At 52.1% G+C, this 13,458-nt stretch carries 11 protein-coding genes; 4 read left to right on the top strand and 7 right to left on the bottom strand.

The features are described 5' to 3' along the window. Positions 1-89: 89 nt before the first annotated feature. From PMI32_RS08560 to PMI32_RS08570, 3 genes are all read right to left on the bottom strand, one after another. The gene (locus PMI32_RS08560) at positions 90-647 is read right to left on the bottom strand and encodes a hypothetical protein (protein WP_008032055.1); all 558 of its coding nucleotides are present in this window, start codon (positions 645-647) and stop codon (positions 90-92) included. Between the two features lie 207 nt (positions 648-854). Next, entirely contained in the window at positions 855-4,271 is a 3,417-nt protein-coding gene (locus tag PMI32_RS08565) for a TM0106 family RecB-like putative nuclease (RefSeq protein WP_008032052.1), read from the bottom strand. Positions 4,272-4,371: 100 nt separating this feature from the next. After that, entirely contained in the window at positions 4,372-4,629 is a 258-nt protein-coding gene (locus PMI32_RS08570; protein WP_008032049.1) for a hypothetical protein, read from the bottom strand. 107 nt (positions 4,630-4,736) lie between these two features. On the opposite strand from PMI32_RS08570, the gene PMI32_RS08575 reads away from it, so the two are divergent. Then, a complete protein-coding gene (locus tag PMI32_RS08575) occupies positions 4,737-5,609 on the top strand; it encodes a BrxR family helix-turn-helix transcriptional regulator (protein WP_008032047.1) in 873 nt (290 codons plus the stop codon). 103 nt (positions 5,610-5,712) lie between these two features. Here PMI32_RS08575 and PMI32_RS08580 read toward each other — a convergent pair whose 3' ends face one another. The 4 genes from PMI32_RS08580 to PMI32_RS29405 form a co-directional block, all read right to left on the bottom strand. Next, positions 5,713-6,816 carry a hypothetical protein gene (locus tag PMI32_RS08580; protein ID WP_008032046.1) on the bottom strand — a complete coding sequence of 368 codons (1,104 nt, stop codon included), beginning with the start codon at positions 6,814-6,816 and terminating at the stop codon, positions 5,713-5,715. Beyond that, positions 6,816-8,384 (bottom strand): BAR domain-containing protein, encoded by a 1,569-nt coding sequence (locus PMI32_RS0129070; RefSeq protein WP_008032044.1) that lies wholly within the window; start codon positions 8,382-8,384, stop codon positions 6,816-6,818. The genes PMI32_RS08580 and PMI32_RS0129070 overlap by 1 nt, the downstream gene beginning before the upstream one ends. A 237-nt stretch (positions 8,385-8,621) precedes the next feature. Further along, the gene (locus tag PMI32_RS08585; RefSeq protein WP_008032042.1) at positions 8,622-8,948 is read right to left on the bottom strand and encodes a hypothetical protein; all 327 of its coding nucleotides are present in this window, start codon (positions 8,946-8,948) and stop codon (positions 8,622-8,624) included. A 105-nt stretch (positions 8,949-9,053) separates the two neighbouring features. Further along, positions 9,054-9,908 (bottom strand): tetratricopeptide repeat protein, encoded by an 855-nt coding sequence (locus PMI32_RS29405; RefSeq protein WP_008032040.1) that lies wholly within the window; start codon positions 9,906-9,908, stop codon positions 9,054-9,056. Positions 9,909-10,011: 103 nt separating this feature from the next. Between PMI32_RS29405 and PMI32_RS29400 the strand changes: the two genes are divergently transcribed. From PMI32_RS29400 to PMI32_RS08595, 3 genes are all read left to right on the top strand, one after another. Continuing rightward, positions 10,012-11,040 (top strand): helix-turn-helix transcriptional regulator, encoded by a 1,029-nt coding sequence (locus tag PMI32_RS29400; RefSeq protein WP_008032037.1) that lies wholly within the window; start codon positions 10,012-10,014, stop codon positions 11,038-11,040. Positions 11,041-11,485: 445 nt separating this feature from the next. Beyond that, positions 11,486-12,940, top strand: a complete 1,455-nt coding sequence (locus PMI32_RS08590) for a tyrosine-type recombinase/integrase (protein WP_008032034.1) — start codon at positions 11,486-11,488, stop codon at positions 12,938-12,940. 328 nt (positions 12,941-13,268) lie between these two features. Continuing rightward, complete coding sequence (locus PMI32_RS08595; protein WP_008032032.1) at positions 13,269-13,457, top strand: ribbon-helix-helix protein; 189 nt, start codon at positions 13,269-13,271, stop codon at positions 13,455-13,457. Position 13,458: the final 1 nt, after the last annotated feature.

Below are 13,458 nucleotides of genomic sequence, written 5' to 3'. Positions count from 1 at the left end.
ATTGAACATCGTTGAACATCATTTACATCGCAGGAACCTGCGAGGCCGGATCGCCAACCTAGCGGCCACTCACACTCCAACCAACCCCCTCAAGCATTTAGAAACATCACCACTTCAATGGCACGACGCGGTGACACTGGGTAACCCATTTTTTCGTTTATCGAGGAATGAAAGTCTGGAAACCGCTTGTCTTCTCGAAGCTCATTCAACAAGTCCAGGTACTTCAAATAAGCACCCGCATTGTTCACTCTGTACTGATGAGCTGCCTGACCATGAATGAATCGATAAATTTTCGAATCCCAAATAGCGAAAGCGTCGGGATTAACAAAGTGCAAAAGCTTGGACGCTCCAACCACTGAGTTGTTGACCAGAGCCGCTAGATTGGCCATTTCGCTTTCGCTCAAGACCCCTTTGGTACGCGCTTTGTTGAGTAAGTCAGCTCCTTGCTGCAAGGTCAATTCAGCCGTTGGATACAGATCCAGGATGGTTGGCATCCAGCCGTACACAATGTGCGCACCGCAGACAAAATCTCTCTCTGTCAATGCCGCCCCCGTCTGTAATTGCCCGAGAATATGCGGGTAAGATCGAATGTAGGACTTCTTACGGTCTACCTTCGTCTGAGGCTCCAACAAAAATATGTCCTGCATTGGTTCAAGCTCCTGAGTCATGTGATTCGTATTTAGATAAAACGGGTCTCAAAGGGCAAATCAGTCAAAACCAAATTGCCACTATCTCGTCAAGCCAAGTCGCCAGATCCAGAATTCTGGTCAAGTTGGCTATTCCCCTCACCAACGCAAGTTCGCTGAGAGTACTTCTCGATGCAAAGCTGCGCCGCCCGTTTGAGCGGCGCACTGTCAGCCATGCTGACTGTCGCGCGTCATTGATCCACTCTTAACCACCTTACAAAGCGTATTCACCAGCGACATCTCCTCTGGTGTCTTGCAGCGGATGGCTGTCAAGGCTGGACTGGCTATCACACAGGCCAAGGTTTTGGCTCGACTGATTGCCACATTCAAGCGGTTTTTCGAGTAGAGGAAAGCAATATCTCGAGGTAGATAGTCTTCGTTCGAGGTAGCCATCGAAACGATCACAATCTCGGCTTCTTGCCCCTGGAACTTGTCCACAGTCCCTACTCGTGCTCCTGCCGGTAGCTCTCGCTTTAGCAATTGCACATGAAGGTTATAGGGTGCGACAACCAATATATTGTCCACTTCGACCCGGTGCCTCTCGCCGTCTTTGTCTACATAAGTTTGACCAAGGAAATAACCGTAGAGATCGCTGACGACAGCGGCCTCTTCTTCCGAGCTTTGGCTATTGGCATCGTGCTCCACTGGCCAAAAATACAGCCCACAATCAGGTATTTTCGGACGTTCGCCATCCAGTATCAGGAGCTGCCGCTCGGTTCCTGGGGCCGACGCTAGTTGTCCGTCGTACACCGCTTCAGAAATAAAGGAACACACTTCAGGGTGCATGCGCCATGTCTGTGCCAGAAACACCCCGCGATCCGCAGGAATCGTGGCCACACCATCCAGCAGATAATCCAGGATCGAATCGCCTGAGCGCCCGGGGTGCACACCCTTAATCGGTTGCGATAATTGCATCTGATCGCCCATCAACACCAAATTGCGGGCTGACATCCCCATCGCAACGAGATTGGCCACGCTGACCTGCCCGGCCTCGTCAATGAACAGATAATCCAACGCCTCACTGAAAGCTTCATCTGCGAAGAGCCAAGCGGTACCCGCAACAAGGCGCGCTCCCGAGTTCCATGCGGTCAACAATTTTGCGTTGTCCTCCTGGGATGTGATGCACCGCCCGGAGAAGCGGGTTTCCTCGGCCCCGCGGGTGGACTTTTTCAAACCGACAAAACTGAAACCTGCTGCGTCAGCGCAGGTTTCTACAGCCGCAAGCAAATTATTGATGGCGTGATGAGAGTTAGAGGTAATCCCGACGCGCTTACCGGCTTGCAGCAGATCAAGGATCAGGTGAGAACCCGTGTATGTTTTACCGGCACCTGGGGGCCCTTGAATGAACAGGACGCTATGGTCAAGGTTACGCACCACCTGCTTGATTGCGTCGAGAGGGGCCAGTGAAGTCGCAAGAAGAGCTGTTCCGGCCTCCAACCCAATCACTTTGGGTGAACGACGAAACAAAAAGTCGTCTACCGCTTTAAAACGCTCACCACCTGCCAGAACAGCATCGGCGTAACGGAACAATGCCTCGCGGATAACCTTGGTATTAACTGGCCCACCGGGCCCCATATCGAACGCTACGGGAGGCTGACTCTCGACCGTGGCCTTGAAGGTCGCCAATAGGTTTTCCATGTCCAATTCATGTAGCGTAATCGTGTTCAGCGTTTCGACCACCCTCCCCTGAGACCCCGCATGCAACTTGGTCTCCTGCTCGGGAAAACGGTATTGATAAAGAAACGAACGCTTTTCCGGTACGGGTGGTTGCGCCGTGCGCGCCAGTCCAGCCAGGCTCTCAATGTCCTCAAGAAGCTCTTCACTCGCCATGTCCTGACGCTTGAACATATCCCACCACACAGGCTTCTCTGTGCGCCGATGAAAATCAAGCAACTGGAAAACCAACCCTCTGACAGCCGCCTCGTTATCCCACTGAGATCCATCCTCCGGAAACTGACCAACAAGGCGCTGACGATAATTTTCCAGGCGTATCTCCTGTTCGCTGGCCCCTACGGCAAGAGGATCATTTTCAGCCTCGACGGCTCGCACAATCGTCGCGTCAAAACCGCCGCCAGCGGGCTTGATCGCAAGCAACCAGTTTCGCAGCAAGTAAGTGGAGCGCACATCATCCTCGTTGTAGCGCTCAATGGTTTCCAACAGCTCTGGATCACCGCTCTGCTTCCAACGCTCATAAAACACAATGCTCGCGCCGGCGCTGGTCACCTCGCCAACCCGTTTTTCCATGTAGAAATGCTCGATGTACTTGATCGAGTAGCTCGGTTCGGAAACGCGTACCGCCTCCCGCACCACCTTATACAGATCGATCAACTTGCCGTTACGCAGCAACCAGTCGACTTGAACCTCACGAGTGCCATGCTGGCTCATCAAGCGTTTGATCGCCGTCTCTTCGTAGCTGGCGTAGTGATAGATATACGCTTGCGGATAACGCGCCAAATGCGTCATCAAAAAGTCGATGAAGGCCTCGAACGCTTGTTTCTCTTCCTTACGAGAGTGCCCCCAAAATGGCAGGAAGCGTTGACTCCCTGACTCATCAATGTACAAGCCAAACAAATACTCCAAACCACCTTCTTCGAGCGGATCACCCTCCATATCAAAAAACAGATCGCCTTCCGCTGGCTCAGGCATACGGCCGAATCCACGCAGCCCAGCCTGCGGAGGCAACAGTTCATAAATAGGTGTATCGCTATGACGGCCCCGGTGTTGCAAACGGGCTTGATGCCTCAATTTATTTAAGGACTCTGCGTTAAGCTTGGGAACTGAATTACGTTCCGCAGAGTTGGCCAATTGTTCCAAGGTCTGGACACCGGCGCTTTGCAGTTTTTTGATCTGGGACTTGCTGATATTAGCGACCGCCGACAAATGATCATCTTGCTCGCGTTGAATGGCACATCGGTCGCGCCATCCGCAAAAGCGGCAATGGTCACAAGGGTCAGGATACGTGGTTGACGGTTGTGGAGCAGAGACGAAAGCGTCGAAGCGCCGAAGAACCTGATCAAGATAATCCGAGTAATCTGCCACGCGAAATGGCCGTTCGCTACGCGCTGCATCACCGAGCACAACATGCATGAAATGAGGACGAACGCCTTGCAATGGAACCAGCATCTGTGAGTACAGCGCTAACTGGACAATGAACTTCGCTTTTGGTGTTTTAGCCAGTTTGGTATCTATCACTTCGTAGCTGTGATCACCAAGAGCTGAGGGCAGTGATACCTTTCGGAAAAAGTCGGCATGGCCGACAAAAACACCTTCCTGTAACGTCGCCTGGAAAATGATATCGGCACCGGCCTGCATCGCTTCCCGTGTCAACTCGACTTTCCTTGAGATAGACCGCGCGCCACTCGCAGCGATATCGACAACGACGGGATACTCGAGCTTCAACCATTCAAGATAGGCCGCCTCATGCTCAAGGCCCTTTTCCTGAATCAGGCGATTTTCTTCAGTTTCTGGTGCCCTCTCCATTGGCGATACCAGGTGGGCCATATCGAGAGCCGTCAGGTGCTCGCACTCCAGAAAACCACAGAGATCAGAAGCTGAGTAAAGCCGAACACCATCGACGATTTGCATACACACTTTCCCTTGCAACGAACTGCCCCTGCATGGCGAGGCGCCCATCGTATGGAGTGCCAGAAGGCTACAACCCCATCTACAAAACCTGGTGAGGGAATTACTGCACAAGCGATAGTTTTCTCTGGAGTTGCTCGACATGGGCTCGTTCAGCCCGTAATCCCGAGGTCAATTCCTTCCTTTCCAACTCCAGCTGTCGAATGACTGAGCCGACGTTGTCCAAGAGGTTGCGCAGCACCGTCAACTCCCGCTTTTGCACGTCGACATGCTGCCATTGCAACCACAGCAATAACGCCATGATCACCACCACGAGCATGGCACCTCCCATGCTCAGCCAGTACAAGCTCATCGCATTCATTTTGTGACTTCCTTCGCTTGTTCGACAACAACAAGATATGTAGCCTTTTATGACACGTCGATAATGTTTGCCTGTACAGGTAAACAAATGGAACAGGTACCCACCCGATGAAACGCAAGCAGCAGCTTAATCAAATTCGCTGGGATCTGGCATTACGCTACCGACTCATCGAGACCATCGCCTGGTGGGAAGGCCGCCTGACTACTGGTCACCTGATGCAAAGCTTTGGCATCAGTCGGCAGCAAGCCTCGAAAGACATCAACACCTACTTGACCGAACATGCGCCTAAAAACCTTACATATGACAAGCACCTGAAAGGCTACAAGCCAAGCAAAGTCTTCAAACCGCTATTTATTGATGGCAGTGCCAGTGCTTACCTGCACTTACTCAACCAGAATCGTGAACGTGCTGCGCATATCGAAGGACTGGCCTTGGCTTATGCGCATACTGAATTGCTCCTCATCCCAGATCGCAGCATTCGCCCCGAAATCCTTCGACCGATATTACAAGCCTGTCGTGAAGGTCTACGCCTTGAAACCGACTACGTGTCCTTGGCCAACCCCAATCCGGAGACACGCGTAATCGTGCCGCATACGCTGGTATTTACTGGGATGCGCTGGCACGTGCGCGCTTACTGCGAGAAGAACGGTCACTACCGAGACTTTGTCCTTAGTCGCTTTCGCGGCGACCCGGATCTGATTCATGCGTCCGAAAAAAAACGGGAAGACGATGCGGATTGGATGGCCGAAATAGATGTTATTTTTGAGCCTGATCGAAGGTTAAAGCCTGAGCAAAAACTAATTATTGAGGCGGACTACGGTATGCAAAACGGTCAACTGGTGATACGTACCAGAGGGGCGTTGGTGCAGTACATCTTGCAGCGCTACCAGATTGACCCCACGAAAATACAGGCCAAAGCAGCGGCACAACAGATAGTGGTGGCAAATCTAGAAGAGCTTGGGCACTGGCTTTACGCCTGATGAGTAAAACGCATTCTACGCAGGACCCGCAGCTCCTTCGGTACCCACGCTTGCTGCACGAGCGTGCGGTAACGTAGAGGTCTGCGAGACCTACTGCTGAACGTCAAATCACGCTTAGCCCTCTGAGAACCAGCGTCGTAGCCAGTACCAGGGTAGAGCCGGCAAGGGTCGCCAGGAGGCGATTAGTGCGCGATGAGTATCGAGCAAAGCTGTTTTCCTGAACCGCCAGCCGCTCCTTGAACACCAACAACTCCTGCTCCAAGACCCCAATGGCCTGATCGCGTGCCTGATCACTACGGCTGCTTGTTTGTAAGTTCTCCAGGATGGCTCGAATCGCGTTGTCTCGTTTCTCGCCAAGCATTTTTTGCTCACTGAGCTGCCCGCTCACGCAGGCCAGTTGCTCAGCATTTTGGGTCAATGATGTATCGACCGCCCCCAGATGCAACTCCTGGCGTGAGATGACCTCTGCCTTGGCCGACAAAGCGGACTGTATCGCTTCGATATCATTGCTGTTGCGCTCAATGATTTGTGCCCGTTCCAGATCGACACGACCGTTTTCCTGCAACTCCAGCAGAATGGTTTGGATAGTGTGATTTTGTCGCTCGTCAAGGGCGCTTTTTTGGTTTAGCAAAGCGTCGATGCTGGCCAGGCGTTCGGTCTTGAGTTCAAGCGCGGTCTTGATTCTGTCGATGTCTTGACTTTGCTGTGCATCCAGAGCGTCCTTCATCGATAGGGCACTTTTGACCTCATCGATATTATGTTTATTGAGCTCAATACGATCTTGGGTAGATTTCGAGCCTTCAGCGATTTTGCGGAAAATGGATTGGGCTTTGTCCGCAAAACTCTGGCCAGTTTCCGAAAGCTCCTGGAAACGGCCTTCACCGTCAGTCCAGCCCTTTTTGGCGCGTTCTTCCAGTTCGCAGATCACCGCTGCAAGGAACGAATAGCTCATTGTGTTGAGGGTGATGACTTCTTGAATCAAGCCCAGCATGAGGTCGTTGATTTTGTTTTGAGACTTGGAAATGCTCACCAAATCGGTTTTAGCGCTGGAGAAGGTACTTTTGAACCAGCCTCGATTTTCAATAACGCTGACATGATCGCTGGCGTTTTCGATGCTTAACTCAATGTCTTTGATAACGTCTAGAAGACCTGAAGCGATATTGACTGGGGTCAGATCTTCCTTGGTGATCAGCTCTTGCATGCTCATTAAAATAACTCCAGTAAATCATCCAGGCTGTTTACAGAACTGCGGTAGTCGTCTAAACGTTTTTGCGTTACCACTTTGGCGTCTTGTACTTCGAGCCAGTCGTTTTCGAATTGCGCCCGCATGAATTGAGTCGAGACGATCATGTGGCTGTAGGCCCCATCGATCATCAATACCGTTTGTTTGACTCTCAGAAGGCTCACGCTTTGACCTCGATGGATATCGGCGACTTCCTTGTTACGAAAGGCGATACCACTTTTTAACCGGTCAAAGGCCAGCACGGTGAAAAGCGTCAGGGCGCCGGTAATCACACCGGTAATCACTGGGGCCATAGTCGAAGCAAAGGGCAACAATAACGGTACGGCTTCCAGCGCCTTCTGGATCACTTCCTCAAGCGCGATTCCTAGACACAACGCGACTGTGCCTGAGAGAATTTTTAGCACCTCCATTGCTACATCACCACGAGCCATGCCCACCGGAGGGGAAACAATTACCTTAATCGCCCGAACAATTGAAAGGATCGCCTCTCGGAGCATGCGTACAACATTTTTTGCCGTTGTGACAAATGAGTTAATGATTAATGTGATCAGGTTAGAGAGAAAGCCTGTTAGACCCGCGCTAACGCCTTCTTTCAAGTATTCGGCCCATTTCAACTTGATTCTTTCGTAGGTCGACTTGATTCGCTCTTCAGCCAGAGTCAGCAGCGATTTGGCCCCATCAAAACCTTCCTTAACCAGATAACGCACGTCCTGAATCAAGCCCTCGATAAGGTCTTTGAGCAACAAGCCCAGGATTTGCCGAAGGACAAGCTTTCCGGCGGCGGCGCTACCTTCGACTAGCAATTCACCCACTTGCTTGTCGAAGACTGCCTTTTTTTGTACACCGTCCACTGCTTTCTTGGATTTTTCGTAGGCTGTGTCTATCGCCTGTTGATCCAATTCGTAATATTCGGCGTTGGTTTTGGTCGAGTCCTGACTGTTTTTTCCGGAGGCCCACTCTTTCAGATCGGACTCTTGTTTTGAAGAGTTCATATTGAAAGACGTCAGGACAACGTTTTCTTCTTGCGTTGCCGTCGCCACACGTTCCTCACGCGTTTGTGCAAGATGACCACGCGCAGATCTTTCGACTTCGCTGGCACTTGTGACGTGATCCCGGGCGGTCATTCTTGGACCTTCGGCAAACTCCGTCTCGGGCTTCTTGTAGGCGTCGTAAAAATTGCCGTCGGCGCTACTCATGTCTGAGTGGGCAGCGTTCATCGCTGCATCATAGTCCTTGCGCTGAAATGGTTCCTTTTGGGCGTCCTGCCAATTCTCATAACGCTTTTCGTCTGCGTCGTTGGCGACGACGCCCTTTTCGAAATTATGCAGCGACGTAATGGCTCCCCCGTCACGATCCTCGAACATGGCTCCGGTCAAACCGAAAGGCCCCATCAACTGATCGATCATCATCTTTTGAAACGAATCGATGAAGTCTGTTTGCTGCTGCCCACCCGGTGTGGCATTTATGTCCCGAATCAATGCCTCAATATCCGCATCGATTTCGATAATCATTTCTTGAGTGCCGTTCTGCATTGCAATGATCTCAAAATGCCATATACGTAACGATAGTCAAAGGATCGTCCTGGTGTCTAGCACTGTTCTTGGTCGTTTTGAGCATCCTGCGAATGACATCAATCACAAAACCGAGCCTGCCACCGGCCTGACCTTCAAATCACCAACTGAACCAGATACTGGGTGTACTTTTCTTACCTTCACTCAAGACAGTGAGCTCGTCTCAAACAGTGTTTATCTAATGGTATGCACAGGTCGCTAAATCGTCGGTGCTGTCATGGTCTCGGGGGGAGACTTAGAAACCACAGTCAGTCCCTTGCAACGATGCCCGGTTGATGGACAGTTCATTTTTACGCGGTCAAAACGGCCCGTGGCGACCAACTGGTCGACCACTTGCGTTTCCGCTTGCATCTGGTTTTTTTGATGAGCTCCATTGGTTCTGATCCAGTAATCCAACGAGTCCGGCTTCTTGTGATCGGTCAACCCTGCCTTGACGGGACCCAACACCATGGAACCACCCAAGGCCTCAACTTTTGAAACCAGAGCATCAATGCTGAATGAGCCGCCGTCTCTCAACGTAATCATCACGCTTCCTTAATTTTTTTATCCAATACACAGTAGAAAACTGGGGACCATCACTGGATATCCAGGCCAAACAATCGAAGCCCCCTCACTTGCCCTAAATCAACGCTATAGACTCTCAAAAGGTTCTCGCAGATCTTCGGCATACGATGCCCAGAACAAACGCATACGCCCCTGAGGATCCGGCATGTACATCGCATCCTCGTAAAAATACTCCAAGGCATCAGCAGCTGCTGCATCACCACCGAGCGCCGCTCGCTGCAACCAAAAAAGCCCCTTTGAGACCTGACGCGATACGCCATTACCCTCCAGATAACTCTTCCCAAGGCGTGCATACGCCGCAGTGTCGCCTGCACGAGCGGCTTTTCGATACCAGCGAAATGCCTTCCGGTTATCGGCCTCAACCCGTGAAGCTACACAATTGCCCTCTCGATCCCGCGCGTCATAAAGCCACGCGACTTCAAGAGCAGCCTCGCGGATCCCTCCTTTAAATGCCTTTTTCAGCCACCGCTGGGCCAGTTTCTCATCCATGTCGACGCCTATCCCGTAGGTATATAGCTGCCCTAGATTGAAAAAAGCTTCTGGCAGATCGTCCGCTGCCGCTAGCCGGAAGAGGTGCAATGCAATCGATGGATTCGCGATCAACATCTGCCCATCCAGCCATAACCAGCCGAGGTCATTCAGAGCATCTGCATCATGTTCGAGTGCGGCTTGTCGAAGCTGCGCGTACAACATTAAAAAAGGTTCTCGCGCCAAGGCCGCTTTTAAAGGATTGATGGCCTTCACCTCAGCGTATGACGCAGCCCCATGACACGCATACATCTCCATAATTCTCAGGGTCGGCATTCCCAATCCTGCCCCCAGACCGTCACGCTCACTGGGTTCTCGGAACTCAAGCACCTCAGGCTCGGGCAAAAAAGCTTCAAGTATGTTGACGACATTAGCTGGCTTGACCATCGCCATTTCTCGACTCCGACTTCGCATTGAATTCTCAAGACGAATCATCCACCCTCTGAACGACAAGTTGTGTCGCCATCTATGGGTAGTTCAAATGTCAGGAAAGCGTTTGGAAGAAAAGTTTCGCCTGGATCTACTCCTCGCCATGATCCCTACGCTGAGCGGCACAGCGACGGTGTCGGGCCTGCGCGTGGCACAGTTCCAAGAAAGACTTCGAGCCCAGGCGATAGAGGTCGATGACCGGACCATTCAACGCAACCTCAAAGCGCTGCTTGACGATAAGCGCTACGGTATCAAGCGAAAAAAAGAAGGCCGGGAATACGTCTACTGGGCCGACAAGGAATTGTCGAGGTTTGTGCTAAAACCCAGCGACGCAATGAACTTGATCATGGTCATCGACCACGCCCGCCCCTACACCAGTCGCACGCTGGGCGGTAATCTTCAGGAGTTGTACGAGCACGCTCAGGCGATTTTGAACAAACATTCCCACCGGATGTATGACTGGACCAAGAAAGTAGTCAGCAACACTCGCTTCTTGAATTTACAACCGGGCCTGGTAGAACCTCAGGTCTTTCAAACTATCCAGGAAGCTTTGCTGGAAGGGAGCATGCTGGATGTGCTGTACCAACCACGCGGCGCACTGCACCCCAAGCCTTACCGGTTGACTCCTTTAGGACTGTCCTTTCAGGACGCCAACATATACCTATCGCTCGTCGTTGACGGCAGAGACCCGGTCGCACCTTATGCTTGGCCGGTACACCGTTTCAAATCCGCTAAAGCCGCTGGGTTTGAGCCTGCTCAAGTGCCCGCTGATTACGACATCCGCAATACCCGTTCATTGAAAAGCTTGATTGGGCTGGAGGACGAACAGCCCATCCAGCTTGAGTTGCTGGTCGATGAAAAGATGTTTCAGCGCCTAAGCGAAAACTCGCTCAGCCCAAATCAACAACTGTGCCCCCATGATTCCGAACGCTGGCATCTGAGTTGCGAACTGCACTTGAGCCAAGGCTTACGCCTCTGGATTTTGAGTCAAGGCTCAAGCATAGAAGTCCTCAAACCTGTAGGACTCAGACATGAAATCCATGCTGAAATAGAAAAGATGACAGCTCGGTATAGAGCGCAAGGCCCACATTCCTAGCGCTGTCTGGCTCATCCAAATCAAGGGCCGGCATATGGAGAAAAATCGCTCGAAAACAGGGCGTTTTGCAAGGCAATCTGACATGCGAAAAAGCCGAAAAAGGGAGAGAAACATCAGACAGGATTGGTGCCAAAGGCAACGCGAAAAGGGCCAATAGCGGCGTGAACTCACAAAATGCGGGAATATTTTTAGACATGAAAAAGCCCAACCTTTCAGATTGGGCTAAGTCATTGAAATATATGGTCGGGACGGAGTGATTCGAACACTCGACCCCTAGCACCCCATCTCCTTTTTTATACTTCTTGAAAGCTTCCACAATTTTACTCTGGATTTTTCTAAGCTAGTATTTACTTGAGCTCCAGCGATGTTCTGCTCTACAAGAGTCCAGTAACGTCCATCAAGAGCCGACGTTTTTGTGGGGGTAAAAGTAGGGGGAGTCCATTTCATGGCCAAAATTACCATCAAAGAACTCGAGTCACTGACCGTCAATGATGCCGGCAGGATCCTCCGGGAGGATGGCAATCTCGCCGGGCGAATCTCAGTCCGCAAGGACGGTATTTCGGTCAGCTTTTTCTATCGCTATCGCTGGGGCGACCAAAATAAAGAGTACGCCTGTGGAACCTGGCCGCGCAAATCCCTGACGGACATCCGCAAGGCGCGTAACCAAGCCCGCGCGCTCATCGATGAGCAGATCAATCCCAACGAGCATAAGAAAACCGCCAAGGCACAGGCATACGCCGCGGCTAACGCAGAGGCCGAACAAGTAAAAACGACGAAGGTGCAAACGCTGACCGTCCGGGATCTGGCCAGGGCGTGGCTGCTGGATGGCGTCGCGCGTAAAGACGGCAATGCCGAGTTGCAACGACGCTTTAACAAGGACCTTTTGCCAGCACTCGGCAGGACCGCAGTGAGCAGCGTCTCCGAACACGATGTTCGGGCGCTTATCCGTTCCGTGGTCAACCGCGGCGCTCACCGACAAGCCATCAGTTTCTTCGCCGACCTCACTCAGATGTTTAACTGGGCTAGAAAGCGCCAACCTTGGCGGGTGTTACTGGTTGAGGGTGATCCGACTGAACTGGTCGACATCTCCCCGTTGATCCCTGCCGACTACGAGGCAGAAAGAAGCCGCATCCTTTCGCCGGCGGAGCTGTTGGAATTGCACAACCGCTTCCAACAAATGACCTTCGAGTACAACGCCCTCCCCGCTGGTCAAAAATACGATGGCATTCGGCCGTTGAAAAAAGAAACTCAACTCGCGCTGTGGATCAGCCTGGGCACCTTGTGCCGAATTGGCGAGTTGCTGCAGGCCGAATGGAAAAATGTCGATCTGGACCGACAGACCTGGTTCCTACCCAGTGAAAACGTCAAAGGCACACGCGGCAAGAAACAGGACCACCATGTCTTCCTCTCCCCCTTCGCCCTGCATTTCTTTCAGGAACTCAAGACCCTCACGGGAGACTCCCAGTGGTGCTTTCCAAACAAGCAGGATGATGGGCATGTGGACTTAAAGGTAGTGAGTAAACAGGTCGGCGATCGCCAGGCCCGGTTCAAAAACCGCAAGGCCCTCTCAAGACGGCGTCACGACGACACGCTGGTGCTTGCCGACGGCCAGAACGGTGACTGGACGCCACATGATCTGCGCCGCACCGGCGCGACCATGATGCAGGCTTTGGGGGTCAGCCTGGACGTCATCGATCGCTGCCAAAACCATGTGCTGGCGGGTTCTCGTGTCAGGCGCCATTACCTGCATCACGACTATGCCGAAGAGAAGAAGTGTGCCTGGAATCTGTTGGGCGATCGACTCAGCGCCGTGTTGTCCTCCACCTACGAGCATCCGCCAGCAGAATCGATGATGTCTTTTCCTGCGTGTACTGCGACTGTTTTTTTACCGCCCTCTTAAGTCGGTGTCTTTAGTGTTGAGTCCTCATAGTTGCGCAAACATCGCCGAGCACGTTCATGAGCGGCAGAATTCGGTCGCTCGTGATTGACCACAGTCTACCCGTTGCAGTCAGTCGGCTAGCTTAGAATAAATTTGCTCACTTCCTCGCGGATGGGGATTATCCACGCTGAGTCGAAGCAGATCCGGCTCATCCCCCACCGGGAGAACCCAATCTTTTCTTATGAGTAAAGTCGAGGTACCGAGCAACACGCTGCCTGTACAGTGACAGCACAGAACAAGGCAATTACAATTTGATTAACATCTAGCGACTTGAGCGATTGAATACCCCATGGAAAGCAAGACTGCGCGCCTCACTGTGCTCATTGATCCCGTCAAGAAAAAAGCCTTCGAGGAACTCTGTGCAGCACAAGACCTGACACCTTCTCAGGTGGTCCGTCAACTGATTCGTGACTACCTGAACACCCACGGCGCCAGCTATTCGACCAAGAGTAAGCATGCCGCCAGTACCAAGTCATAAC

The organism is Pseudomonas sp. GM60 (assembly GCF_000282415.1).
Lineage (GTDB): Bacteria > Pseudomonadota > Gammaproteobacteria > Pseudomonadales > Pseudomonadaceae > Aquipseudomonas > Aquipseudomonas migulae.
Note: the sequence above shows the minus strand (reverse complement) of the source record. Positions and strands in the feature narration are given on the sequence as shown.